Source organism: Rothia sp. HMSC065C12 (genome assembly GCF_001812085.1).
Taxonomy (GTDB): Bacteria; Actinomycetota; Actinomycetes; order Actinomycetales; family Micrococcaceae; genus Rothia; species Rothia mucilaginosa.
Map to the genome: position 1 here is coordinate 32,411 of NZ_KV807671.1, position 25,569 is coordinate 57,979.

The 25,569-nt window shown below is 60.6% G+C and carries 22 protein-coding genes, 1 tRNA gene and 1 other RNA gene; 13 read left to right on the forward strand and 11 right to left on the reverse strand.

Annotated features, from left to right (window positions below; translation table 11 throughout):
• Window positions 1-88 precede the first annotated feature (88 nt).
• Both HMPREF2836_RS01525 and HMPREF2836_RS09345 read right to left on the reverse strand, forming a co-directional pair.
• Window positions 89-673: a TetR/AcrR family transcriptional regulator gene (locus tag HMPREF2836_RS01525; protein WP_005507171.1), complete on the reverse strand. Its 585-nt coding sequence runs from the start codon at window positions 671-673 to the stop codon at window positions 89-91.
• A gap of 351 nt (window positions 674-1,024) precedes the next feature.
• Window positions 1,025-1,234 carry a hypothetical protein gene (locus tag HMPREF2836_RS09345; RefSeq protein WP_141752089.1) on the reverse strand — a complete coding sequence of 70 codons (210 nt, stop codon included), beginning with the start codon at window positions 1,232-1,234 and terminating at the stop codon, window positions 1,025-1,027.
• Here HMPREF2836_RS09345 and HMPREF2836_RS01530 point away from each other — a divergent pair.
• The 5 genes from HMPREF2836_RS01530 (at window position 1,233) to HMPREF2836_RS01550 (ending at window position 6,814) form a co-directional block, all read left to right on the forward strand.
• Window positions 1,233-2,339, forward strand: a complete 1,107-nt coding sequence (locus HMPREF2836_RS01530; RefSeq protein ID WP_070629172.1) for a pseudouridine synthase — start codon at window positions 1,233-1,235, stop codon at window positions 2,337-2,339. The genes HMPREF2836_RS09345 and HMPREF2836_RS01530 overlap by 2 nt on opposite strands.
• A 162-nt stretch (window positions 2,340-2,501) precedes the next feature.
• Window positions 2,502-3,764, forward strand: a complete 1,263-nt coding sequence (locus HMPREF2836_RS01535) for a glycoside hydrolase family 76 protein (protein ID WP_049346667.1) — start codon at window positions 2,502-2,504, stop codon at window positions 3,762-3,764.
• A 134-nt stretch (window positions 3,765-3,898) separates the two neighbouring features.
• Window positions 3,899-4,837, forward strand: a complete 939-nt coding sequence (locus HMPREF2836_RS01540) for a Dyp-type peroxidase (protein ID WP_070629174.1) — start codon at window positions 3,899-3,901, stop codon at window positions 4,835-4,837.
• A 124-nt stretch (window positions 4,838-4,961) separates the two neighbouring features.
• The gene (gene tgt / locus HMPREF2836_RS01545) at window positions 4,962-6,272 is read left to right on the forward strand and encodes a tRNA guanosine(34) transglycosylase Tgt (RefSeq protein WP_070629176.1); all 1,311 of its coding nucleotides are present in this window, start codon (window positions 4,962-4,964) and stop codon (window positions 6,270-6,272) included.
• Between the two features lie 32 nt (window positions 6,273-6,304).
• Window positions 6,305-6,814 carry an SRPBCC family protein gene (locus tag HMPREF2836_RS01550; RefSeq protein ID WP_070629177.1) on the forward strand — a complete coding sequence of 170 codons (510 nt, stop codon included), beginning with the start codon at window positions 6,305-6,307 and terminating at the stop codon, window positions 6,812-6,814.
• 148 nt (window positions 6,815-6,962) lie between these two features.
• Here HMPREF2836_RS01550 and HMPREF2836_RS01555 read toward each other — a convergent pair whose 3' ends face one another.
• The 6 genes from HMPREF2836_RS01555 to HMPREF2836_RS01580 all read right to left on the reverse strand — a co-directional run bounded on the left by HMPREF2836_RS01555 (window position 6,963) and on the right by HMPREF2836_RS01580 (window position 14,053).
• A complete protein-coding gene (locus HMPREF2836_RS01555) occupies window positions 6,963-7,676 on the reverse strand; it encodes a hypothetical protein (protein ID WP_070629179.1) in 714 nt (237 codons plus the stop codon).
• Window positions 7,677-7,943: 267 nt separating this feature from the next.
• A complete protein-coding gene (locus HMPREF2836_RS01560; protein WP_070629183.1) occupies window positions 7,944-9,065 on the reverse strand; it encodes an RAD23 family protein in 1,122 nt (373 codons plus the stop codon).
• 100 nt (window positions 9,066-9,165) lie between these two features.
• Window positions 9,166-9,678: an acyl-CoA thioesterase gene (locus tag HMPREF2836_RS01565; protein WP_070629185.1), complete on the reverse strand. Its 513-nt coding sequence runs from the start codon at window positions 9,676-9,678 to the stop codon at window positions 9,166-9,168.
• Between the two features lie 346 nt (window positions 9,679-10,024).
• Entirely contained in the window at window positions 10,025-11,530 is a 1,506-nt protein-coding gene (locus tag HMPREF2836_RS01570; protein WP_070629187.1) for an amino acid permease, read from the reverse strand.
• A 232-nt stretch (window positions 11,531-11,762) separates the two neighbouring features.
• Window positions 11,763-13,217, reverse strand: coding sequence for an amino acid permease (locus tag HMPREF2836_RS01575; protein ID WP_049327350.1), 1,455 nt, complete (start codon window positions 13,215-13,217; stop codon window positions 11,763-11,765).
• A gap of 107 nt (window positions 13,218-13,324) precedes the next feature.
• Window positions 13,325-14,053 carry a queuosine precursor transporter gene (locus HMPREF2836_RS01580; RefSeq protein ID WP_070629189.1) on the reverse strand — a complete coding sequence of 243 codons (729 nt, stop codon included), beginning with the start codon at window positions 14,051-14,053 and terminating at the stop codon, window positions 13,325-13,327.
• A gap of 276 nt (window positions 14,054-14,329) precedes the next feature.
• On the opposite strand from HMPREF2836_RS01580, the gene HMPREF2836_RS01585 reads away from it, so the two are divergent.
• The gene (locus HMPREF2836_RS01585) at window positions 14,330-15,418 is read left to right on the forward strand and encodes a hypothetical protein (protein ID WP_070629191.1); all 1,089 of its coding nucleotides are present in this window, start codon (window positions 14,330-14,332) and stop codon (window positions 15,416-15,418) included.
• A gap of 123 nt (window positions 15,419-15,541) precedes the next feature.
• Window positions 15,542-16,237: a TetR/AcrR family transcriptional regulator gene (locus tag HMPREF2836_RS01590; RefSeq protein WP_070629194.1), complete on the forward strand. Its 696-nt coding sequence runs from the start codon at window positions 15,542-15,544 to the stop codon at window positions 16,235-16,237.
• Between the two features lie 102 nt (window positions 16,238-16,339).
• Here HMPREF2836_RS01590 and HMPREF2836_RS01595 read toward each other — a convergent pair whose 3' ends face one another.
• The 3 genes from HMPREF2836_RS01595 to ffs form a co-directional block, all read right to left on the reverse strand.
• The gene (locus HMPREF2836_RS01595; RefSeq protein ID WP_005507186.1) at window positions 16,340-16,663 is read right to left on the reverse strand and encodes a type II toxin-antitoxin system VapB family antitoxin; all 324 of its coding nucleotides are present in this window, start codon (window positions 16,661-16,663) and stop codon (window positions 16,340-16,342) included.
• 119 nt (window positions 16,664-16,782) lie between these two features.
• A tRNA-Ser gene (locus HMPREF2836_RS01600) sits at window positions 16,783-16,871 on the reverse strand.
• 333 nt (window positions 16,872-17,204) lie between these two features.
• Window positions 17,205-17,301: signal recognition particle sRNA small type (gene ffs / locus HMPREF2836_RS01605), an RNA gene on the reverse strand.
• 215 nt (window positions 17,302-17,516) lie between these two features.
• Here ffs and HMPREF2836_RS01610 point away from each other — a divergent pair.
• From HMPREF2836_RS01610 to HMPREF2836_RS01635, 6 genes are all read left to right on the forward strand, one after another.
• Window positions 17,517-20,318 carry a DNA polymerase III subunit gamma and tau gene (locus tag HMPREF2836_RS01610; RefSeq protein WP_070629195.1) on the forward strand — a complete coding sequence of 934 codons (2,802 nt, stop codon included), beginning with the start codon at window positions 17,517-17,519 and terminating at the stop codon, window positions 20,316-20,318.
• Between the two features lie 178 nt (window positions 20,319-20,496).
• Entirely contained in the window at window positions 20,497-21,681 is a 1,185-nt protein-coding gene (gene recR / locus HMPREF2836_RS01615) for a recombination mediator RecR (RefSeq protein ID WP_070629197.1), read from the forward strand.
• Window positions 21,682-21,882: 201 nt separating this feature from the next.
• The gene (locus HMPREF2836_RS01620) at window positions 21,883-23,178 is read left to right on the forward strand and encodes an aspartate kinase (protein WP_005509257.1); all 1,296 of its coding nucleotides are present in this window, start codon (window positions 21,883-21,885) and stop codon (window positions 23,176-23,178) included.
• 233 nt (window positions 23,179-23,411) lie between these two features.
• A complete protein-coding gene (locus HMPREF2836_RS01625) occupies window positions 23,412-23,882 on the forward strand; it encodes an excisionase family DNA-binding protein (RefSeq protein WP_070629199.1) in 471 nt (156 codons plus the stop codon).
• Window positions 23,876-24,520 (forward strand): PIN domain-containing protein, encoded by a 645-nt coding sequence (locus HMPREF2836_RS01630; RefSeq protein WP_070629202.1) that lies wholly within the window; start codon window positions 23,876-23,878, stop codon window positions 24,518-24,520. The genes HMPREF2836_RS01625 and HMPREF2836_RS01630 overlap by 7 nt, the downstream gene beginning before the upstream one ends.
• A gap of 52 nt (window positions 24,521-24,572) precedes the next feature.
• On the forward strand, window positions 24,573-25,526 hold the full coding sequence (locus tag HMPREF2836_RS01635; RefSeq protein WP_070629204.1) for a 3-methyladenine DNA glycosylase: 954 nt from the start codon (window positions 24,573-24,575) through the stop codon (window positions 25,524-25,526).
• The last annotated feature ends 43 nt before the right edge of the window (window positions 25,527-25,569 follow it).

Sequence of the window (25,569 nt, forward strand, 5' to 3'; positions counted from 1 at the left end):
TCCACGTCGCCTTTGCCGTGGAGCACATAACCAAACATCGGAGCGGGAAGTCCTACGCTGACCTGTTACCTCTTAGGGTGACAGGTGGCTAGTAACCGCCGGTGAGGGTGTCAACGGCACCCAGGCACAGGTCGATAGCTTCTTCGAGCCCGAGCCCGCGGGAGCGAACGGTGCGCTGATCGCGGGGGTTGAGCTGCACGACGTGCATGGCGAAGTAGTCGACGAGCTGCAACCAGCCTCCGAGGATGACGCGAGTGCGGTCATTAATCGGCATGCCGGTGCGTTCAAGCATCCATTCGAGGTAGTCGGTAGGGTTGTTCGGGAAGTCCTCCCCACCGGGGGTGGGAACGCCGGCTACAACGAGAAAGTACGTGCGTAGCGCATTGCGTAACGCCTCTTCGGGGTTTTCGTGGTGCTCGCCGAGAGCCTCAAGGACTGCATTGGCTTCGCGTCGGGTGACGGCTGCCGCCAGGGAGTCCTTGCCGGGGAAGTAGTGGTAGAGCAGGGCGCGGGTGATGCCTGCGTCGCGGGCGATAGCGCTCATGGAGGCACCGAGCACGCCGCGGCGAGCGAAATGTTCTGCAGCGATTTTCAGAATTTGCTCTTCGCGTTCGTGCGGCTCCATACGCAGGGCACCGGTGCGAGGCTCCGCATTCTTTTGTGAATGTTCCATAACCTCTCCTATCGCATTTTCCGGTGCTTTGGAATTGTCCGATTGCACCGCTGTATTTGGGGGTGTTCCTTTAACCTCTGCATCCTTGCGCTGTTTCTGTCCCATTTCGACCCCTTCGTTCGAAATATCGAACTTCTGTGTCTTAATCGTACCGCTTTAAGGCGGTTTCCAGCCTTTATTACGGCCTTTATGACGTAGGATGCCCAGGTTAGCAGGTCTTTATTTGCTTTACATCTTTTATAATTAGAAAAACTACAGGGTCTAAATTGAGGGTTATTAGTTTCTGATTTGACAGCATTTTCGAAAATATCGCACTTAAACGCTGTTTTTTGTAAAATTAATGCAGTTTTTTTAAATTAAATATCCAATAATTTCAAAAATTTGTGAAGTTTTCGTTTTCTCAACCACACGTTCACACAAACATTCATGAGTGTCAGACAAATCTGATTTCCGCAACCCCACACCCAAACCCACGGTAATATTTCCGCCTGCATGCAGCTCAGTCTGACTCATCCGTACCGCCGCCGAGCCAATCCCGCGCAGGCGGTAGAGTAGAGCCATGCCCGCACAGAACACCGCCCACACGCAGCCCGGCACCGCCTATCAGTCGAAACCGGCACGCCGCATGCATCGCCGTCTGCTGACCCCTCCGCTAGCTCAGAAGAACGGCATTGACCCGATTCAGCTGATCCTGCCACTGCCCAAGGAGCTCCCGGCTGAACTCACCCCGAATGGCACGGCTCCGGCAACCATTGCGGACTATCTGATTGCGCGCTTCTACCCGAACGACCCGCAGATTATTTACGCCCGCTTTAATACCGGTGAGGTGCGCCTGGACGACGGCACGATCCTGACCGGCGATAGCCCCTATATGCCGGGTGAGCGCATCTGGTATTTCCGCGAGCTTGTGGATGAGCCGCAGCTACCCTCCGACATGCCGGTGCTCTACGAGGATGAGCACGTGCTGGCGATTGATAAGCCGCATTTTCTGCCGACCACCCCGCGCGGTTCCTATATTGCGCAGACCGCGCTGACCAAGCTGCGGGTGCGCGAGCAGAACCCGTTGCTGATTCCGATTCACCGCCTGGATCGCCCAACCGCGGGCGTGCTGCTTTTTGCCAAGACCGTGGAGGCGCGCCGCCCCTTCCAGATGATGTTTCAGCACCGTCAGGTGTCGAAGACTTACCGTGCCGTGGCGCCGGTTCCCGCCGATGCTGCCGCCGCCGAGCAGGCGTTGAGTGCGGAGGGACTGCAGGTGCGTTCGCATATTCAGAAGATTCGCGATCAGCTGCAGGTTCAGCAGCTTTCTGAGCAAGAGTGCGCGGCGCAGGGTGTGGAGCCGAATACGCTGACGACCGCGAAGATTCTGCGGACTTTCACTCCGAGCGCGCAGGCGGTTGCTGGTTGGCGCGCGGAACCGAATAGAGAATGGGCGCTCTATGATTTGGCGCCTCACACCGGCAAAACGCACCAGCTGCGGGCGCACCTGAATATGCTCAGCGCCCCCATTCTGGGCGATGTGCTCTACCCGCAGGTGCTACCCGACGCGCCAGACCGCCCGGAGTACCCGCTGCAGTTGCTGGCGTACAGTCTGCATTTTGAGCATCCCATCACCGGCGAGCGAGTGGATTTGTACAGTGGCCGCTCACTCACTGCCGCCTCATAACCGGTTTTTGAATGGCGTTCACCCCGTTCCCTGCAGTGCATCTTCTCGGCGGTCTCTCGAAAAGGAATCACACCCGAGAGCCCGCCCACAGCATCCGGGCGCTCAGAGGGCAAAAAGTGGGATAATTCAGACGTAATACTTCACCGCAACTACAGAGGGCCCATGAATTCCCAGCCGTCTTCCCACAACGCGCAGTCTCTGGAGTCGATTAGCGAGTACGCCGAGCGCACCTCCTCGCATGCCGCTGCCGCAGCCGCCAGCGTCACCGACACCTTCATGCACCGTATTCTTGGCGTTCCCGGCGCCCTCATTGGTTCGGTGCAAGTGCCCGACCCGCGCCCGCTGAGCCAGCGCCTGAACGCTTGGCACTACTGGTGGCAGGCGCACCTGCTGGACTGTGTGATTGATGCCGGTCAGCGTCACCTGCGCGAAGGCGATATTACTGCCGCCCAGGAGGAGCTGCACCGTGCCCGCGCGCTGTTGCGCGGCATTAACGTGCGCAACTATGGCCGCTTCGCGAACGACTACTTTGACGATATGGCGTGGCTGACCCTCGCGGTGGGCCGCATGAACTCCTTCTGCATTGAGCTGACCGGCGCGAATGATGTTGCCGCCCAGGATGCTGGCGCGGCCCTCTTTGAGCAGTTGGCGAAGGGTTTCTCCCCGGTGGGTGGCATGAGTTGGCGCAAGTCCAAGCGTGATTTTGTGAATGCTGCGGCGACCGCGCCGACTGCTCTGGCGTATGTGCGTGCGGGCGACCCGAAGACTGCCGCCGCGCTCATGGATTGGATGAACGAAACCCTCTGGGATGCAGAACGTTCGCTCTATATTGATGGCGTGAACGTGCGCGGCGACGAGTACGAGTACGAGCGCGGCGAATTCACCTACAACCAGGGAACCGCCCTGGGCGCCCTGCTGAGCCTCGCCGCATCCGGTGTGCCCTGCGAGGTGGACCCCGCAGAACGCGCCGAGCGCCTCATCGTCGGCATCGTCAAGCACATGACCGAAGAGGTGGAGTTCCTCTCCGGTGCTCGCCGCCGCATCCTCATCTCTCACGGTGACGGCGACGGCGGCCTGTTCACCGGCATTCTCGTGCGCTACCTGGGCATGGCGGCGTCCTCGCCGTTGCTCAGTGATGAGGCGCGAGCGCTCGCCTCGACCCTGGTGTACTCGACCGCACGCGCCCTGTGGGAGGGTCGCCGCGAGTTTGACCCCGACCTGCCGATGAATGAGTACGGCATTGACCCGAATGAGATTCGCGGTAAGGCGCTCGTGCAGTTCTCCCCGCGGTTCACCGAGCCGATGAGCAAGGTTGTGAAGCCCGGCGCGCCGGTGGAGCTGTCCGCTCAGGTGCAGGCGTGGACTATTTTTGAGACGGCGGCGCGTCTGGCGCATGCGCGGTACCTCGCCTCCCACAGTTTCTAAAGTACGGCTTCTAAAACCCTGCTGTTCTTTATCCCCAGCCCTAATCTTCTCCCAGCGGTGCGTTCTCCCAGCAGCGCAGAAGGTTAGGGCTGGATTCATTGCAGGGGTGTGCGCACAGGCGTACGGTGAATTTTATGCTTGCTTCAGAATCACAACAGGTCACTGCCAGCCCGAACGCTAACACCATTTTCATGGTGTGGAAGTTCAAGGACGGCGTCTCCCAGGACGCGCTCATTGAGGGGTTCCAGAACCTCTGCGGGCTCGTCATTAACCTCAACCACACCGCCGCGAACCGCTACTCACCCGAGAACGCCAGCATTGTGCTGGGTATCAGCCACAGCGCGTGGCTGACCCTGGATTTGCCCAAGCCACTGCCTCAGGAGCTCGTGGAGTTCGAGGAGATTAGGGGCCATAAGCACACCGCGGTGTCCACTCCCGGCGATCTGCACTTCCACATCCGTGCGACCCAGCCGTCCGTCGCCTACGATATGGCGTCCGCTATTACCGCGGCTCTGCGCGATATTGCCGAGGTACTGGATGAGGTACACGGCTTCCGCTACTGGGACGGCCGCTCCATCATCGGTTTTGTCGACGGCACCGAAAACCCGCAGACCCCCGCGGCACGCGAATACTTCGGCATCATCGGTGACAGCGACCCCATGTACAGGGGCGGCAGCTACCAGTTCGTGCAGAAGTACATCCACGACATGACCGCGTGGAACGCCCTGCCCGTTGCCGAGCAGGAGAAGGTCATCGGCCGCTCCAAGCACGACGACATCGAGATGAGCGAGGACGAGAAGCCCGCCAACTCGCACTCCGCTATCGCCAATATCGGTGACGACTTCAAGGTTATTCGCGACAACATGCCCTTCGGCACCGTGGGTAACAACGAGCTGGGCACCTACTTCATCTGCTACGCCAGCACCTTCTCGACCGTCCGGAAGATGCTGAAGAACATGTTCATGGGAGTGGATGGCGCCAACTACGACCGTCTGCTGGATTTCAGCACTGCGGTGACCGGCACCCTCTTCTTCGTGCCGACCGTGGATATGCTCGGCGACTTCGCCGGCTAAGGCGAGCTAAACCCAGCTACCCTCAGCTAAATTCTCGTGGACCCCGCCTCCGGCAAGAGAGGCGGGGTTTTCCGGTAGGCTAGGGTGTAGACATTCAGACGGAAAGCAAACAATCGAGAGAAGAATGAGCGTTCTAGATAATTCTTTCCCCACCGAGGACTTTGGCTTCACCATCACCAGCCGCCTGGCGGACACCGCATCCCCCAGCGCTGAACGTGTAGAAGCCAACGGCGGACAGTTCCGCGGACGCGCCGGTGTCATCACCACCCCGCACGGACAGATCGAGACCCCCGCCTTCACCCCCGTGGGCACCAAGGCAACCGTCAAGGCGGTCCTGCCCGAATCCATGAAGGAGCTCGGCGCTCAGGCTCTGCTCTCCAACGCCTACCACCTGTACCTGCAGCCCGGCCCCGAAATCCTGGATGCGGCAGGCGGCCTGGGCGCATTCATGAACTGGGACGGTCCCACCTTCACCGACTCCGGCGGTTTCCAGGTCATGAGCCTGGGCTCCGGCTTCAAGAAGGTTATCGATATGGGTACCGTCGCGGACGCTAAGGGCGCCGACGGCCGCCCCCTCGGCGACGACGACGTGGCGAAGGGCAAGGAACGCCTCGCCCACATTGACGACGACGGCGTGAACTTCAAGTCGCATATTGACGGCTCGATTCACCGCTTCACTCCCGAGGTGTCCATGCAGGTTCAGCACCAGATTGGTGCCGACGTCATGTTCGCCTTCGACGAGCTGACCACCCTCTACAACTCCCGCGGCTACCAGGAGGAGGCGCTCGAACGCACCCGTCTGTGGGCGCTGCGCTGCATCGCTGAGCACCAGCGTCTCACCGCAGAGCGCGTGGGCAAGCCCTACCAGGCACTGTTCGGCGTGATTCAGGGCGCCCAGTACGAAGACCTGCGCCGCAAGGCATGCCAGGATCTCGGCTCCATGCCCTTCGACGGCTTCGGCATCGGTGGTGCACTCGAGAAGGAAAACCTCGGTACCATCGTGCGCTGGTGCGCCGAAGAGCTGCCCGAATCCAAGCCCCGCCACCTGCTCGGCATCTCCGAACCCGACGACATCTTCGTCGGCATCGAGAACGGTGTAGACACCTTCGACTGCGTCTCCCCCACCCGCGTGGCACGCAACGCCGCCGTCTACTCCCCCACCGGCCGCTACAACATCACCAACGCGCGCTTCAAGGCGGACTTCTCGCCCATCTACGAGGGCTGCGATTGCTACACCTGCACCCACTACACCCGCGCCTACCTGCGTCACCTCTTCAAGGCGGACGAGCGTCTGGCGGCGACCCTCGCCTCCATCCACAATGAGCGTTTCATCGTGCGCATGGTGGACGACGCCCGCGAAGCCATCAAGGACGGCACCTACTTCGAGTACCGTGACGAGTTCCTCGGCAACTACTACTCCGGCAAGAAGCCCTAAACCCGCTCTTCAACCTATTTAAGGAGAACCCTATGAGCATCACTCATGTTCCCGATGAGGAGCTTCTCGTCTTCGACCACGAGATCGCAGCCCCGGTCGAGGACGTCTTCGGCGCCTACCTGGACCCCGAACTGCTGGTCCGCTGGTACGGCCCCGCCGGCTGGCACGTGCGCCCCACCGACGTTGTCGTGGAGCCCGTCGTCGGCGGCATGCAGCGCCTGTCCATGATCAACGAGGTTGACCCCTCGGTGTCCTGTATTCTGCAGAGCCGCTTTTTGAGCATTGAACCGTTCAAGGAGCTTGAGTACGCCGAGCAGCTGCCCGACCACCTGGGCAACCCCGGTAGCGTGCTGGTGTACCAGCGTCACCGTTTCTTCCCCGAAACCGTGATTACCGCCGACGGCGTGGGTTCCGGTACCCGCATCGTCATTGAGATCGGTCCCATGCCCGCCTCGGTCCACGAGGAGGTGCGCCCCACCTGGCGTTCGACCTTCGCCCGCCTGGATGACGTGCTCGCCGCCCGTGCCCGCGGAGAGCTCTAAAAACCCGCCGCGCCAGCTGCTTGAGATAGCTTCGAGACAGAAAGCGCCGCGTTGACGAATCATTCGTCAACGCGGCGCTTGTGTTTAACACCCGTGCCTTGCGGGGGTGTTCCTTCTGGGGTGTGCCCTGCCGGGTGGGAGTCGTAAACTAGTTGGTCAGCTTCACGGTAATGACGGTGCTGCCACCATCCAGGGACACGCACTCGGGGGTCGCACGATTCGCACCGTCGCCCGGCTTCCAGTAGCAACGCGCCGACATGACGGTACGCTCACCATTCGCCTTATCGGTCACCTCGGCGGGGTTCTGCACCACAAACTGGCGGATCAACTCACGCGCAAACAGGCAATCCACCGCGCCGGAAGCCACCTGAACCGTAGCGTTGTGCTTCAGGTAGCCGGTAGCGTCCATGCTGCCGCAGCTACCGCCCGCAGACTGAACATCCGAGCTGGACAGGCTTGCGGTGCTCGACGCCTTCGCCACTGCACTCGCCGAAGTATTCGCCTTAGCCGATGCGGAAGGGCTCGACGCCGCGCTCGCCTGTGCGGTCGCCGTGGGGCTTGCGGTGGTGATGGTTCCGGGGCTCACGGTAGCCGCTACGGTGGGGGTGTGCACGGTACCGGCAGTCGGGGTGCTTTCAGTGACCGTTGCGGTGCGGGTGGGGCTGGCGGTTGCTTTCGCGCTCGTAGCGCTGGGGCTAGGGACTACGGTAGCGCTCGGGGAGGCGGTGGTTGCGCCTCCGGAGCATGCCGACAGCGCCAGCAGCAGCGTGGCACCGAGTGCTACGGGGCTGTAGCGCTTAGCGGTGCGGAGGGTAGTAGAACGAGCCTGGATAGAAGTCTGGTGCTTCTGTGCCGGATGCATGGTGACCTTTCTGCGTCATCGGTTCGGGTTCCTATCAGTATTCTAAAGACGCTACCTGTGAGCTAGCTATACGGCATCTTAGGAACCCGCAGGGTGCCCCCGCTAGGGCACAGCGGGTAGGGGGCGCAGCGGGAAGAACGCAAGACGAGGAACGCAATAAGAGGGGCAGAGTAAGAGGGGGCTCCCCGGCAGTGCGGGGAGCCCCTCCTTAGCTATTCACAACTCATTGATAGCTCGTTAACAACTCAATAATTCTGACGCGGGCGCTTAGCCTTCGTGCCTGCCACGCACCAGAATAGTGTGCCCGTTTCCGTCATGGCAGCTTATCGAGCTATTCTCAATCTCGCCGAAACAGGTCAGCTGATTACCATCAGCAGCGGGTACAGTCACCACATCCCAGGTGTGCATCATCTTTGTGTTTGCGGTGGTGGTCTCCCCGTGCAGAACCGAGGACTCATTCACGGTATTCACCTCGCTGGCGCCGGTCAGGAAGTTCATGCGAGTCACCTCCACCGGACCGGCAAAAGTACGACCGACCGCACCGTTACCGTCACCGGTCTGCTCGCCGGTGCGGCGCTCGCACACCAGGGTTCCATCCGCGGGGTTCAGCTCGCAGAGGGTGCGCTCGTCATCGCTCTTGAAACGGTAGTAGCCGGCACCGGAATCGTAGTAGGAGGGCTCCATGAGGAAGGGAATCGGGGGAGCATCCGGGTTTTCCAGACGAGCCACAAAGGCGACATCCTCACCGATGGTACATTCGGGGGCGCCGCGATCCTCGCGACGGTTCTCAGCCATCGCGTACTGCGGGTTCCAGTAGCAGGTGGCATCCTGAACCTTCGCCACCTGGTGCTGGGTCAGGTTGTCGTCGGCACGCGGGGTGGTGACGTATTCGGTCAGCACGTCCAGGGCGTGGGCGCAGTCCACGGTACCGCGCAGCACCATGATTTCCGCGCCGGTCTTCAGGTAGCCCTTGCGTCCGATGTGTCCGCAGCGCTCGCCGGCGGAGGCGCGCTCAGCCTCCACCTTCTCGGGCGCACGGGGAGTGTCACCGGTGGGGGTTGCTGCCGCGACGGGGGTTGCCTTTGCATCAGCGAGTGCGGAGGATTCGGACGCCTTCGCCTCGGCGCTCTCGCTGGGGGCGGGTGCCTGAGTCTCGGTGACGGTCGGCTCGGTCTTCTTCGTCGGCGTCGGGGACGCCGTGGAGGAAGGAAGCGGGTACTTCGAGTGGTTAGCCGTGCTGGAGGGGCTGGGGGTCGACGAGGAGTTTTCGCTCTGAGAACCGCCGAAGCAGCCGGTCAGAGCGAGGAGCAGGGCGGCGGCGCATCCAGTGGCGCGCATCGTGCGGCGACCCCAATCGGCGGAGCCTACCTGAGTGTGGTGAAACGACATTGTTATCTCCTGGAGATGAACCTTTTGCACCCTTTGCAGAAGGTAGTTAAAGCATACGCTTATCCCCGTTCAATGCCGTTTTATTACAGCGGAGCGCCCCCTAATTCTGCGGCAGGTAGGAGCTCAGCAGTTCACGCTGCTCGGGGCTCAGACGGGTCAAACGCCCCGCCACGGAATCCCAGAACGCCAGCACGGTGAAGGCACGCACGCATTCGCGGCCGTCCACCGGGGAGAGAATCGAGTAGCCAATACGCACGGATGCGGCGCTGACCTTCTCCACGCTCAGGCGCACCGGCACGGGCTCACCGGTGTAGGGTAGCTGAGCCAGGTAGCGGATGCCGTGCTCGGCAATAAGCGCCTGCACGCCCTCGGCAACCAGGTCGAAAAGCGGAATCGGAGGCTGCGGTGCCACAGCAGGCTTCTGACCGGAAGACGGCGGCGGGCCGAAGAGCGCCACGCGGGCTTCTTCCATGACCGAGAGGATAGCAACGTTGTTAACGTGCCCGTAGGCGTCCATATCGCCCCAGCGTGCGGGGACGTGTACCAACAGTTCGTCGGTGGTACCGGCCTCAGAGGCGGGGGTGTTTTCGCGGTTCTTTTCGTGGCTTTGCATGGTTTTAACTCTACTCGCCCCACCACTGTGAGGCGGCCATTCGTACGAATCCGCAAGGTACAGCAAATGAATCAGCTGATGATGATTCGGGTGCTAGAAATATATTTGGTAGTTAAAGCGATGAGGCTCGAAAGCTACGATGCTTTCGAGCCTCATCCAACACACAGACATTTGAACGCATACAAGATCATACGGTTCACTGTCCATGATAGACCCGCCCTGAGGACCAACTGCATTTTTACGGTTTTATTACGAGGAATTCCAGAAATTTTCCGTATTTTTCGTTTATTACCTTCTTGGAGTCTCAGCAGACCCCAACACAGGCTCCCCCGGCAGCTGCAGAACCTTAACGGCCCAGCTTTGCTGCAGTCTCCAGGGCATGATCAGCGTCGTACTTCATGGCATCGTACTCGGCAGTTGCCTGCTGAGCCTCCACGAAGGTCTGCTCATCAATCACGTGAGTGTGGCGGATACGAGCAAAGTACAGCAGGCTCAGCACCACAAAGTAGCCCACACCCACAATTGCCGGAACCATGGAACCGCGCACCATGAAGAGCGCAACCCACACCGCGAAGAGCAGCAGAACGCCAACCGCCGCGGTGAACTGGCCACCCCACAGGCGGAAACCATTGGCTGCAGGCTCAACACGCTTGTACACGATGTAGGCGAACAGAATCAGAACCCACACGGTCAGCGCGCACACCATAATCACAAAAATCATGGAGAGGAACGCTTCCTTCGGGCTGTACAGCGCCAGCAGAATAGCAATGACCATGCCGCTGGTCGACAGCCACACCGCACGAGCCGGAACGCCGGCACTGTTCACCTGAGCCAGCTGGCGAGGCGCCATACCGTCAGCCGCCAACGAGTGCAGCAGACGCGCACCCGCGTACAAGTTCGCGTTCGCACTCGACAGTGCCGCAATCAGCACCACAAAGTTCACGAAGTGTGCCACACCGTGAATGCCAAGCTGTTCAAAGACCAGAACGAACGGGGATGCCTCCACAGCGTCGCCCAGACCCGATGCCGAACGCCATGGAATAACAGCCACAACAATTAGAACCGCCAGCACGTAGAAGGTCGCCAAACGAACCATCATCGCCTTCGCCGAGGAACGCACCGAACGGGAGGGGTCCTTCGCCTCCGCAGCAGAGATCGAGATCATCTCAATACCGCCGAAGGAGAACATCACCACAGCCAGCGACAGCCACACCGACTGGAGGCCGTTCGGCATGAATCCGCCGTCGTTGAAGAGGTTCGCGGTACCCACCGCAGCGTGACCGGGCAGACCGAAGAAAATCAGGCACAGGCCCACCAGCAGGAAGGCAATAATCGAAATGACCTTAATCGAAGACAGGAAGAACTCCAGCATGCCGAAAGACTTCACACTGGTCAGGTTCAGCACAATCAGCGCCACACCAAACACGGCAATACCCGCCCACAGCGGAAGCTGCGGCCACCAATAATTCAGGTAAGTCGCCACCGACACCAGCTCAACGCCAGCAATCAGAACAGTTGCCGTCCAGTATGCGATGCGAGTCAAAAAGCCCGCGAAGGGGCCCAGGTAGCGGGTAGCAATAGTACCGAAACCGCCGCGGACAGGGTAGCGAACCGCCATTTCACCGGTTGCCGCGCCAATCACCGAAGCGAGCGCAGAACCAATAGCGTAGGTGAGAATGACCGCGGGACCAGCCATCGCAATGGCGGTGCCCGAACCCAAGAAGAGGCCCGTACCGAGCGCGGAACCCATCACAATCATGGTCATCTGTCCGTGGGACAGAGAACGCTTCAGGGTGCGCGATCCGGCGGTCCCCGCTGCAGCGTGGCTGCGGGTATCGTCGTTGTGGGACACGAAGGTACCTTCCGTCAGTACGCCTTAGGGGCGTGATGTGCAATGTGTGCTCGCACCCGGCTTCTGCGGCTTCTAGCCTCGTTGACGGGTACGAATAGTTAACTATTCTACGGGCACGCCTGAGCCGTTCAGAACAGCGTCTCACCGTGCACGAAAAGCAAAAGGCACCGAACGAGGGTGCTCCCCCATCCGGTGCCTTTTATGTTTTAGCCTCGCGAGGCTTTCACGCTATTTAGTGCTGTGCCGCGCTGGTGTTCTCGTCGGCGTGCATAGCGTCCAGGTCGGGGCGCTCATAACCGCCCTGAACCTTTGATGAGATGGCGTAGCCAATAGAAATCAGCACGAAGAAGACGATGCCGACCATGATGGATTCCTGAACACCTGAGCCGGGCAGCATGAACATTGCCGCCAGGGTCGCCAGAACACCCGCCAGGGCAAGACCAGCGGTGACGCGGCCACCCAGCACGGTGAAGGAGGAGGCGTCCTTCTGGTCCTTCTTGTACGCCTGGTAGGTCAGCAGAATCATGATCCACACGATCAGGATGCACAGGGTCACCAGCGCCATGAGCAGGGCAAAGATGTCGCCAATCTTGGCAACAGCCATCACGGTTGCCACGACCACGCCGGTGAAGGAGATGAGCAGAGCCACGACCGGCACGCCGCGCGAGGAGGTGCGGGCAGCCACTGCGGGAGCCATGCGGTCAGAGCCCAGGGCGTGCAGCAGGCGGGTTGCCGCGTACAGGGAGGCATTAGCGCCAGAGAGCGCAGCAACGAGCACCACGAAGTTCATGATGTCCGCCGCGAAGGGGATACCCAGTTCAGAGAAGACCAGCACGAACGGCGACTCGGTCAGCTCCGAGTTCTGTGCGGCGGTCTGCCAGGGCACCAGGCACAGAATAATTGCCATGGACACCACGTAGAAGGTGGACAGGCGCCAGATCATTGCCTTCACGCTGGTTGCCACCGAGCGTGCCGGGTCCTTCGCCTCCGCTGCGGAGAGAGAAATCATTTCCACACCGCCAAAGGAGAACATGACAACAGCCATCGAAATCCAGATGGATGCCGGGCCGTTCGGCAGGAAGCCGCCGTCGTTCACGAGGTTTGCGGTACCCGCCGCAGCGTGACCGGGCAGGCCCACGAACACCAGCAGCACACCGATCACCATGAACACGATGACGGCAGAAACCTTAATCGAAGAGAGCAGGAACTCCAGGGCGCCGAAGGACTTCACACTCACCAGGTTCAGCACCAGAATAATCGCGCCAAAGAGAGCAACGAACACAGCCAGGGGAACGTCCGGGAACCAGTACGCCATGTAGTGGCCAACCGCCACCAGCTCAGCACCGGCCAGCGGCACGGTGCACGCCCAATACGCCCAGCGAGTCAGGTAGCCGCTAAAGGGGTTCAGGTATCGGCTGGCAATGGTGCCGAAACCGCCCTGGACGGGGTGACGCACGGACATTTCACCCGCGCACGCAGCAATGGTTGCCGCAATCATCGAACCAATAGCGTAAGAGAGGATTGCGCCGGGGCCTGCAATTTTAATGGCGGAGGAGGAGCCCAGGAACAGGCCCGTACCCAGCGCCAAGCCCATCGCGATCATGGTCAACTGGCCGTGGGAGAGGGAACGATTCAACGAGTCGTTCTTCTCCGACTGCTCGGGGGTGTTCCCCTGCAGTTTAGACATAACGTATCTCTTTCTTAGACATGCTGTGTATTGAACAAATCTGAAAAGGCAATGCCGCCCAGGCATTAGGCCGGGCGGCTCTGCACATCAGCTGTAAGGAGGTTAGCTTATGCCACGTACTCCAGTTCGTGACGCTTGAACCAACCAATAATCGGGTAGCTGATCGGCATGAGGAGCACCTCGACCAGGCACTTGTAGATATAGCCAATCAGTACGTAGTTGATGAACGCTTCCGGGGTGTCGATACCGAGCACCGGTGCGGCGATTGAGCAGAAGATGAGGGTGTCGAGCAGCTCGCCAACCAGGGTGGAGACAATCATGCGCAGCCACAGGAAACGGCCCTTGCTTGCCTTCTTCATCGCCACCATGACCCAGGCGTTCAGGGTCTGACCGAAGAGGTAGCCGAGCAGGGAGCCCGCAAAAATCTGCCAGACCGGGCCGAGAACCTGTGCGAACGAATCCTGGCCGGTGTAGAAGCTTGCCGGCGGCAGGTGCACAATCAGCAGGAAGCACAGGGCGGCAAAAGCAGCCGAGGCGAAGGAGGCTACAATCGCGCGGCGGGCACGCTTGAAGCCGTACACCTCAGAGAGAAGGTCACCAATAACGTAGGCGAGAGGGAAAAGGAAGAAACCACCATCGGTGACGATGGTGTTACCGATAAGGGGCAGTTCGAAGGGCAGCGGACCGAACTCCACACCCTTGGTTGCACCAATATTCGAAATGATCAGGATGACGCAGGACGCGCCCAGCAGCAGATCAAAGTAGCCGCGGCGACCAGCCCAGGGCACCTTGACGGTGCTCGTCTGAGCCTTAGATTCGCTAACGGGTTTAGCCATTACTTTCCCCAAGTCTTTCTTCATGCGATGTGTTTCTTCACGCGAGGTACGAGCCCTCACGCGTGGTGGGTGAGCCTGCAATGCAGGGCAGGGTTCACCGGCTCGTCTGCCACCCGAGCCTATCTAATAGTACCTATATGCCGTGGCGGCGGCAGGTTTACGGGCTTCGTTCAAGAGTGTGGACGCTCTATCTATGCGCCCGGCTACCCGGTGTGGGGTGCGCCCGGCCTCACTTCATCCCGGCGGCGGCAGAACCCCCGCACCTACAATGGAAATATGAAGAGACTGAGCCGCAGAGTTCACCGCAGCGGAGTTTACCGCAGCGGCGCTCACCGTACTGAGCAGGTGGCATCCCTGCTGGAAGCGGGTACGGGGCGTGCGCTGCGTGCCTCGGTGCGCCGCTCGGTTCGTGGCTCTATACGGCGAGCGCAGAAGAGGCGGCACCGCAATCAGCGTAGGCTCAGCGCACATATCCCGCGGTTGCATCCGCTGCTGACCTATGCGGCGCATGCGGTTCGTACCGGCATTTCCCTTCTTGAGCCGATGCTGCTGGCGTCCTCTGAGCTTCTCGGCTACCGGTCGTTTACGCATCGCGGACGCAATATCTATTACCGGGTCGATAATCTGCATCTTCTGACCGAGTCTGATTCCGCGCCCGGTGTGCTGTTCTATTTTGATGGTGATCATCTCTCCCGCGCCGGTAGCCGCCTGCTGCGCCGTACTTCTCCTCTGCGTGCCGAGTTGGCGAAGGTGGCGGCTGAGTTCAATATGCTGTCCGTGCCGGTACTGTCGCCGGGTAGCCTGCGGGAGCCGCGTCTGACCGGTGCCGGCTCTTATGCGCCTCCGCTGACCTATAACTGGTGGGTTCGCGCCCGCTCAAACGGCAGGATGGTTCGCGCCCTCATTGAGGAGATTGCCCTGGCGTACGGGGTGGATACGAGCCGTATCTGGCTTGCGGGCTATTCGGGTGGTGCCGAGTTCCTCAGCTACGAGCTGCTGTCACACGATATTGACTGGATCCGTGGAGGTGGCGCTACCTTTATCGGCGGCGGCGGCGCTGACGGCGTGCCCGTGCGGGTGCGTGAACAGGCTGCGTTGCACCCTTCCTCGCATGAGCATCTGCTGATGAGCTGGCATGTGGGTGTGCTGGATGGCCGTTCGCCGTCGGCTCGTCGGCGGATGGCGACGAGTGCGGAGGGTAGCTGGTCTGCGCGTATTGCAGCGCAGGAGGGTAGCGCCTTCTACGAGAGTTTGGGTGCGCGGACTCTGCTGCAGGTGACTCCGGGGCGTGGCCATACGGGGTATCCGATTGCGTCGTTGGTGGGTGCTGATTTGGCGGCAGCTACGCGTTTGGGGTTCCTGTAGGGGCTGTGTTTTGTCACAGGTTGTTTTGTCATAAACGTGAAAATTCGCATGGATTGCGCAAATTTCTTGGTGACACATTCGATAAATTCGTCATTTGATGACGATTTGGGGTAGAGTGTCACTATGCCTCGTATTTCTGCAGCAACCAACGCCGCCCAGCGCGAAAACACCAAGCGCGCCATCCTCAACTCCTTCGGCGAGATCCTCTACAACCGCGGCCTCTCCGGCCTGACCATGACCGACGTCGCCAAGAACGCCGGCATCGGCCGCACCGCGGTCTACAACTACTTCGCCGACATGGGCGAACTGCTGGTCGCCTACGCCCTGGACGAGACCGAACGCTTCCTCAACGAACTGCGCGTCGGCCTGGAGGGCATCGAAAACCCGATTGACCAGCTCGCCGTGTACATTCGCCTGCAGATCAACGACTTGGCGCGCCGCCACCTGCCCCCGGGCCCGGCGATGCGCTCCATGCTCTCCCCCGAGTCCTACGCAAAGCTCGGCAAGCACGTGCACGAGCTGCAGATGGTGCTGGCGCATATTCTCTCTGCCGCCATTGCCGAGAACTACATTCCTAAGAACGACATTCGCGAACTGGCGATGCTCGTGCACGGTTCGCTCTCTTCGAGCGCTGGCCGCGCCGAGGACGCACCGGATGAGGAGACCCGCGAGCGCCAGATCCTGAATACCATCCGTTTTATTCAGATGGGCTTGGGCGCGCGTTTTGATGCCGAGGGTAACCCGGTGCGCCTAGATTCGCAGGAATCTCTGCCGGAGCAGTCCCCGGTGCAGGATGCGACCTTGAAGGCAGCTTCCTAATCCGCCCCCTCGTCACGGCGGACTGAGCAGTTATACGTAAAATGCCGCAGACCCGATGCTTCAGTGCGTCGGTCTGCGGCATTTTTGTATTCGAGTAGGCGTTTATGCGCCGGGCAGTAGCGCCGGGGAGATGGAGTCCAGGTCCAGCACGCGGGCGTACATGACGGCGCGGCGGTGCAGGGCGTTTCGGAGCGCGCGGTGCACGCCGTCTTCGAGGTAGAGTTCGCCACCCCATTTGACGACGTGCGGGAAGAGGTCGCCGTAGAAGGTGGAGTCTTCCGCGAGCAGGGTCTCGAGGTTGAGGGTCTTCTGGGTGGTGATGAGGGTGTCGAGGCGCACCTGCTGCGGCGGGATTCCTCCCCAGTCGGCGTGGGTCATGCCGTGCTGCGGGTAGGGGCGGCTGTCGCCTACTTTTTTGAAAATCATGGTGGTGCTTTCTGCAGGTATGGGGCGCCTCGGCGGCGCGTGGAACCGTGGGGGTTCTGAAGAAATAGTACCAAGGGTATAAAAAATCCCCGGTCTTAGAATCTAAGACCGGGGATCGGTGGCGGAGGATGGGGGATTTGAACCCCCGAGGGCTGTTAACCCAACACGCGTTCCAGGCGTGCGCCATAGGCCGCTAGGCGAATCCTCCAGCTATGTTTTCTACGCATTGCGTAGGCAACGAATAAAACTTTACTACGCTTTCGCTAAGCATGCAAGCCCTGGACGGGAAAAGTAACAGAAAGCACATTTGTGGATGCTTGTGCCCCTGTTTTTGGGCAGACACGAAAAAACCTCCTACGCAACCGCTGAAACCCAGGATTCCGAGCGAGCGAACTGAGGCGCAGGATTCCGAGCGCGCGAGGCAATAAATCCTGCGTCGAAGCCGCCGAGCTCTAGAGAGGCGGAATCCTGGGTTGAAGCCGTCGAACGATAGTGAGACGGACATGACGGGTGCGAACTACCCATGTACCTAATTTTGGGTAAAAAAGACCTCCTACGCACCCGTCATAGCTCGAATACCCTTGCTACCTTCCGGTCCTGGGGGAGTTTTCCAAGATAACGCCACGTAAGAGGCAAGAACCAGTGTACCGGATTTTTGGGTTCTTGGGAATTCGGTGCGTCCGCGGTATTTCTGTGGGCGTACAGGCTACCTGGGTGGGCATCCGTAGAGGGTGTTGGGGTGGGTGTCGTGGTGGGGCGTGTTCGCCGGTGACTGGTGACCACTCGTGCCGGGGGTGGAGCGTCTAAAATGGTAGGGATTGTCCTATCCGCACCCCGAGTTGAAGAGGTTGCCGTGAGCACTGCCCTTTATCGTCGTTATCGTCCCGAGACCTTTGCTGAGGTTATCGGGCAGGAGCACGTGACCGAACCTCTTATGGTCGCTCTGGAGAAGAACCGTGTGAATCACGCGTACCTGTTCTCGGGTCCGCGTGGTTGCGGTAAGACCACGTCGGCGCGTATTTTGGCGCGTTGCTTGAACTGTGCGCAGGGTCCGACTCCGACTCCGTGTGGTGTGTGCGATTCGTGCCGTGAGCTGTCGCGTGATGGTGGCGGTTCCCTTGACGTGATTGAGATGGACGCGGCGAGCCACGGCGGTGTGGATCATGCCCGTGACCTGCGTGAGCGCGCGACCCTGGCGCCGGTGCGTGACCGTTACAAGATCTTCATTATTGATGAGGCGCATATGGTGACCCGTGAGGGTTTCAATGCGCTGCTGAAGATTGTAGAGGAGCCGCCGGAACACGTGAAGTTTATCTTCGCGACGACTGAGCCGAATAAGGTGCTGGGTACGATTCGTTCGCGTACTCACCATTACCCGTTCCGCCTAGTTCCGCCGGAGGTGCTTCTACCGTTCCTGCAGGGCCTGTGCGATCAGGAGCAGGTGCCGGTTGAGCCGGGTGTGCTGCAGCTGGTGATTCGTGCTGGCGGCGGTTCGGTGCGTGATTCGCTGTCGATTCTTGACCAGCTGATGGCTGGTGCGTCGTCGCAGAACGGTATTGAGTATGACCGTGCGGTGGCGCTGCTGGGTTATACCCACGCGCAGCTTCTGGATGAGGTTATTGAGGCGTTGGGTGCGAAGGATGCGCCGACTCTCTTTGGCGCGGTGTCGCGTGTGGTGGCGACCGGTCAGGATCCTCGCCGTTTTGTGGAGGATCTGCTGGAGCGTCTGCGTGATTTGATTGTGGTGAAGGCTGTTCCTCAGGCTGCCGGCCAGATTTTGCAGGGTGTTCCGCAGGATCAATTGGAGCGTCTGAGCCAGCAGGCGCAGGCTCTGGGTGAGCGTGAGCTAACGGTTGCTGCGGGCACAGCGAATGAGACTCTGAATGGTATGACGGGTGCGGCGAATCCGCAGCTTCAGCTGGAGTTGCTGTGTGCGCGTCTGCTTCTGCCTGCGGTGGAGGGTTCTGCCGGTGGTGCGGAGGTTTCGGCGTTGGCTTCGCGCCTGCAGGTACTGGAGCGCCGCGTGGCTGCTGGTTCTGCCGGTTCTGCCCCGGCGCAGGGCGGCATGTCTGCGGCTCGTGCGGCGGGTATGGCGGCTGCTGGTCTGACGCCTAAGACTCAGGCGCCTAAGAGCCCGGTTGCTGAAGCTCAGGCGCCTAATGCGCAGGCTCCTAGCGAGTCTGTTCAGGAGGCGGCTCAGCCCGCCCAGCAGGCTAGCGCGGGTGCTCCCCCGCTGGCTGGTGCACCTCTTGCTGCGGCTGCCCCGCAGTCTTCTGGCGCCCCGCTTAGCGCTGCGCCCCTAGCACCCGCGGCACAGGCCCCTGCAACTCCGGCACCTGTTGCTCCGACCGGTGCTCCCCTGGTGGGCAACGCCCCGGCGGCACCTCATGCTCCGGCGGCGCCGAATGCCTCGGCTTCTCCTGCAGCAACTCCGGCGGGTGCCCCCTCCGCGCCTCTGAAGCTTGACCCGAACGATCCGCTGGCTGCGGTTCAGGGTAATTGGCGCGCCATTCTTAACCGAATGAGCGTTCCGGGTGCGGCGGAGCAGCTGATGAAGGTTCGCCCCGCCCGCATGGACGGCGCAACCCTGTACGTGAGCGCCGACATTGCGACTCTGCGCGCGGTCAAGGGTTTTGTGCCCGAGCTGACTGCCCGCGTGAGTGAGTTCCTGCGCCGTCAGGTGACCATTCACGCTCAGGTGGCGAAGCCCGGTGAGCAGGTCAAGCCCGCAGCTCAGCCTACCCCTGCTGCTCAGCCCGCAGCTCAGCCTGCAGTTCCGGCGGCTGTTGCCCCGCAGGCGCCTCAGCAGCCCGTTCAGCCGGCACCACTGGCTGATGGTCCGCGCGGCGGTGAGGATGCGTGGCGTCGCCATGGTCAGCCGCTGACCGGCGCGAACACCCCCGAGTCCACGAGCGTGGATGCGCCCCTGGGTGCGTGGGAGGTTGCCCCGATTCCGCAGAGCGCCCCCGAGGAGGCACCTCAGCAGGTTGCCCCGGCTGCACCGCAGGCACCGGCGGGTCCGCTTGCGCCTGAGCCCCCGGTTGCTCCGCAGGTTCCGGCAGGTCAGCAGGTTCCGGTTGCTCCGGCGGGCGGTTTTGGTGAGCGTGATTCCTTTGCTGCCTCCGGTAGTGGAGTTCCGCAGCAGGAGAGCGCTGCTGAACCCCAGTACGCGCAGGAGCCCCAGCACGCCCCAGATTCCCAGTATGCACAGGAGACCCCGTTCGCGCAGGAGCCCCCTCACGCGGAGGAACCTCCGTATGAGGAGGAGCCCCCTTTTGAGGATGAGCCTGCCTACGCTGAACCGGTTGAGGCACCCGCTGCGGCCGCAATCCCCGCTGAGCCTGTAGCACCGGCGGGCCCGCTCGCCGCTCCGATTGCGCCGGCTGGTCCGTTGGCAGAGGCACCGCAGGCGGCTGCGGCTGATACTGCTCCGGCAAGCGATGAGAAGCCCGCAGCGCAGACTTCTAACGCACCTGCCACACCGATTCCTAGCGCGCCGGCGGCACCGGCTCACCCGGCACGCGCCGCATCCGATGAGGACTACGTCTCTGAGGATGATGAGAAGGTCGAAAACAGCACCTTCATCGGTCTGCGCGCTATCGAAAAAATTATTGGTGGCACCGTCATTGACGAACGCCCCCTGCACCAGCCCTAGTCCGGGGTTGTAGGTGCCGCGCCCGCCATCGCACCGATGGCGGGCGTACTCATTCCAGCCGCATACTCGCTACGCGAAACGCCCCTAAACTGTCAGGGGTTGGGTGCATACTCATAACGTCGCCCAAGAACAGCGCACCAACGCACCAGCACAACACACCGCACCTGAAGGAGAAGCCATGTACGAGGGAGCAGTTCAAAACCTCATTGACGAGCTCGGCCGCCTGCCGGGTGTGGGCCCCAAGTCGGCTCAGCGCATCGCTTTTCACATTCTGAATGCGGATGCTGCCGATATGGCGCGCCTAGCCAACGCCATTTCCACGGTGAAGACCAGTGTAAGTTTCTGTGAGGAGTGCGGTAACGTCTCCGAGACGAAGCTGTGCACAATCTGTCGTGATGAGCGCCGCGACCCGTCTGTGCTTTGTGTGGTCGAGGAGTCGAAGGACGTGGTGGCGATTGAGCGCACCCGTTCCTTTACCGGCCGCTACCACGTGCTTGGCGGTGCCATTAACCCGCTGGCGGGTGTGGGCCCGGAGCAGCTGCGTATTCGTGAGCTGGTGTCCCGCCTGGCGGATGAGCGTATCCAGGAGATTATTCTGGCGATGGACCCGAACCTTGAGGGCGAGGCAACCGCAACCTACCTCTCGCGTATGCTCGTGCCGCTGGGTGTGCGTCTGTCGCGCCTGGCGTCGGGTCTTCCGGTCGGTGGCGACCTGGAGTACGCGGACGAGATTACCCTGGGCCGTGCGTTGGAGGGCCGCCGCGTCATTAGCGAGGGCACGGCGGTGGCTCATACTGCCGCCGAGGATTTTGAGCGCGTGAACCGCGAGGAGGAGCAGGAGCGTGAGCAGGCGGCTCAGGTTCAGGCTCAGGAGGCAAAGCAGAGTCGTCGCCGCTGGAATTCGAGCATGTTTGATGACCTGGATTCTGCCGTTTCTGCCCCGGAGGCGCCCGCCGGCGTGCAGGGCACCGTGGATGAGCAGCTGATTGAGCAGGTTCTGCAGGAAGCTGAGGAATCCGGCAACAAGGAATCCGGCGAGGAAGAATCCGGTGACGAGGAATCCCGCCCTGAGGGCTCCCCTGCCAATTCTGGTGCGGTCTCTACGTCTGAAGCCACAGAAGCAGAATCCGCCCCTGACCTGGGCGAAGACTCCGGCGAGACGGCTCCGGCGAGCGCCGCCTCCGAACCCGCTTCCGAACCCACTGAGGCACCCGCAACCGAGCAGGCGGAGGATGCTCCGGAAGTGTTCCGCACCCCCGACTATGAGGAGAAGATCCGCTCGATTCAGAACGCCCCGTTGCGCACCCCGAAGCCGGATGTTCCGCCACTGCCGGGTGTCACTTATGTGAACCCGTGGACCTAGAAACCAGCCCTCTCAGGCTTGCTGTGCCCGCCTCCGCGCCTTCGCCTCCATACCCTGCATCGCCACCGTGTAACACTACGTAATATTTCACGGGGCAATACATACGGGTGCACAGTTCGCCGCTTGTACTGAACGCCGTCTACTATAAATGAGGAGCCGGCGTCTGCCGGTGGCACACAAGTAACTGACCTGGAGAATTCTATGAGCCTGATCGTCCAAAAGTTCGGCGGTTCCTCCGTAGCTGATGCGGAGGGCGTAAAGCGCGTTGCCCGCCGCGTCGTGGACACTCAGAAGGCAGGTAACGATGTGGTCGTCGTGGTGTCCGCTATGGGCGACACCACCGATGAGTTGCTCGACCTTGCCGCAGAGGTCACCAGCAATGTCGTTCCCTCGCGTGAGCTGGACATGCTGCTGACCGCCGGTGAACGCATTTCGACCGCCGTCCTGTCGATGGCCATTAACGACCTGGGCGCTAAGGCGCAGTCCTTCACCGGTTCGCAGGCTGGCATGATTACCGACGGCGTGCACGGTTCGGCGCGCCTCGTGGAGGTTCGCCCCGATCGCATCCGTGAGTCCGTCGAGGCCGGAAATATCGCGATTGTGGCCGGTTTCCAGGGCATGAACCGTCAGAGTGGCGACATTACGACCCTGGGCCGCGGCGGTTCCGATACAACCGCCGTTGCGCTGGCCGCCGCGCTGAACGCCGATGTGTGCGAGATTTACTCGGACGTGGACGGCGTGTTCACCGCCGACCCGCGCATCGTGCCGACCGCGCACAAGCTGGATACCATCACCAGCGAGGAAATGCTGGAGATGGCGGCGAACGGTGCAAAGATTCTGCACCTGCGTAGCGTCGAGTATGCTCGTCGTTTTAACTTGAAGCTTCACGTGCGTTCTTCGTTCTCGGACCTTGAAGGCACTATCGTGGTTCCGGAGGAGTCCGCGGAACTGACCCCCATTCATCTGAAGGAGATTCCCTTGGAGCAGCCCCTGATTTCCGGTGTCGCGCACGATCGCACCCGCGCAAAGATTACCGTTGTTGGCGTTCCGGACGTTCCCGGTTCGGCCGCTAAGGTGTTCGGCCTGATTAACGAGGCGAAGGTGAACCTGGACATGATCGTTCAGAACGTTCCCACCGACCGCCCCGGCGTGACCGATATTTCCTTCACTCTGGATCAGGCTCAGGGCGATGCTGCACTGAAGGCGCTGAAGGCTGCGCAGGCTGAGTTGGGTTTCCAGGAGGTTATTTACAACGAGTCGGTTGGTAAGCTGTCGCTGGTTGGCGCGGGCATGAAGACTAACACGGGTGTTTCGTTCACTTTCTTTGAGGCGCTGTCTAACGCTGGCGTGAACATTGACATGATTTCGACCTCTGAGATTCGTATTTCGGTGATTACTGAGCTGAGCAAGCTGGATGAGGCTGTTCGCGCGGTGCACACTGCGTTCGGTCTGGACGCTGAGGGTGAGGCTACTGTTTACGGTGGTACTGGCCGCTAGGGTTTAGCTCGTTTGTGAGCTGTACGCTTCGGGAGGGACGGTGCTGGTTTGATCCGGCGCCGCCCCTCCCTTTTATCGATGCACAGGTGAAATAACTGAAACACTTTACAGTTATTTCAGATAGGGGTAGGGTTGTATCAACCGCAATGAGCCTCCAACCGAATAATATGCACCCCACCGACGTGGCATCTTCGGACGTTGACTCTGCCGGCAACAGCACCAAGGAGAAGATAATGACCACCACCCTAACCAACCCTCTGGAGGAAGATACCCTCAGTCAGGCTCGCGCAGAGGCACGGGAAATCCTTAAGAACTCTGAAGAAACCACCATTGAGCTGACCGTTTCGGGCCGAGAAAGCCAGCAGCTTGGCGATGCCCTCAACCAGGTCATTCAGCACGTCCTGCATGCCCTGGCTAACGGGCAAAGTATCGATGTTCAGGTTGTCCCTCACGATTTGACGACGACGGTTGCGGCGCAGCGTATCGGTATTTCACGCCCGACACTCATGAAGGCTATTCGCTCTGGTGACCTCCCGGCGCATAAGGTGGGTAGCCACTTCCGTATCCGCACCGAGGATGCTGATGCTTTCCGTAAGGGACTTCTCAAGAAGACCGTTGCTCAGAAGGAGCAAGCTCTCAAAGAGCTCTGGGAACTCGAGGATGAACACGGTCTTGTTGATGCCCTCGGAGGGCCCGCATGGTAGCCTCCAAATACTCTGTTCTGCTGGATACAAATATTCTGATGTCCAAAACTCTTCGGGATTGGATTTTATTGTTGGCAGTGAAGAGTGAATACGAGTTCTTTACGCCTCACGTCTCCAGTGGAATTATGGATGAGTTCGGCTACCATGTTCGTCGAGCCAATCCAGCGATAAGCGATGTTGTCCTTGAAAACTGGAAGCAACAAATCATCAGGTCCTGCATCTCGTGCATCTCCGGGTTTCCTGTCGAAGCTCCTGTTTCCTTCCCCGATACGGATGATCTTCACGTACATGCCGCTGCCCAACATGGCGCCATGCACGCATTAGTCACTGATGACCGCAAACTGCTCGATTATGCTTCCACGGAAGAAGCTCAGAATATTCAAAATTATGAGACGCTCAGCGCGGATGATTTTCTGATGCAGCTCACCGAATACGCTCATCCCTCCTTATTTGCGGAGGTCTATCTTTTCCAGGAATCCTACGCTCGCTCTAAGGGGTTCACGGAGATTGATATTCCTCGCGCACTTGAACGAGCAGGGGCGGGTCAATTTGCCCGATATCTTCGGACAGTGGTGATTAATAGCCCACAGTTTGTCGATTTTGAACGTGAGTTTAAAGCCCGGTCTTCTAATAAATAGATAGACATTGCTACGTCCGCTACCTCGTCGCGGCATCGTTTAGGCTAGAAGCATGAGTAGTGTTGTTTTTTCCCAGGTGATGGATGCCCGCCATTGGCGTGCCGCAGAGGCGGCGCATGAGGCGCGTGCCGGCCGATACGCCGACCCGTTTGCGCAGCGTCGCGCCCGCCACGAAGTGCACCCCGTGGAAGACTTCCTCTTCACCTACTACACGCTCAAGCCCGGCCAGTTCAAGCGCTGGCACCCCGGCGCCGGCGTCATTCTGCTGGATGCACCCGAGCGCGCTTCCTGGCGTTTCTACCGGTCTGCAACCGAGCAGGAGCTCCTTGATGCTGGCTGCACTCCGCAGGTGGCGCGTGCCCAGGTGGATGCCGCCTCCGCCGTCACGGTGGACGTCACCGATTTTGTGGAGCGCCGCGCTACCGCCCTCGCCTTCACCCACGAGATCCTGCGCAACACCGCCGCGAAGAAGGGGCAGTTCGGTTGCTTCGGCATGCACGAGTGGGCGATGGCGTACAAGTCGGTGGAGAACAACATCCGCCACGACTACTTGGAACTGCGCCTGGGCGCGGAGGGTACGGACCGTGTGGTGGAGGAGCACCGCATCCGTTGCTCGCACTTTGATGCGTTCCGTTTCTTCATGCCGCAGGCGGCACCGATGAACGAGCTGCAACCGACCCGCGAATCCCAGCGTTTTCTGGAACAGCCCGCGTGCCTGCACGCGAATATGGACGTGTACAAGTGGGCGTATAAGCTGCTGCCGCTGGTTGATTCGGCCCTGGTCATGGATTGTTTCGATCTGGCGTGGGATGCGCGCGAACTGGATATGCGCGCAGCCCCCTACGATATTCGCAGCTGGGGGTACGAACCGATTCCGGTGGAGACGGCCGAGGGTAAGGCCGAATACGTGCGGATTCAGCGTGAGCTGTCGGAGCATTCGATTGAGCTGCGTGAGCGCCTGTTGCAGGTGTGCGAGCGCTACCTGCCGCCGCTGAGCAGTGAGTAGGCTGAGTAGTGAGTAGGCTGGGCGGCGAGTAGACCATGCGGTG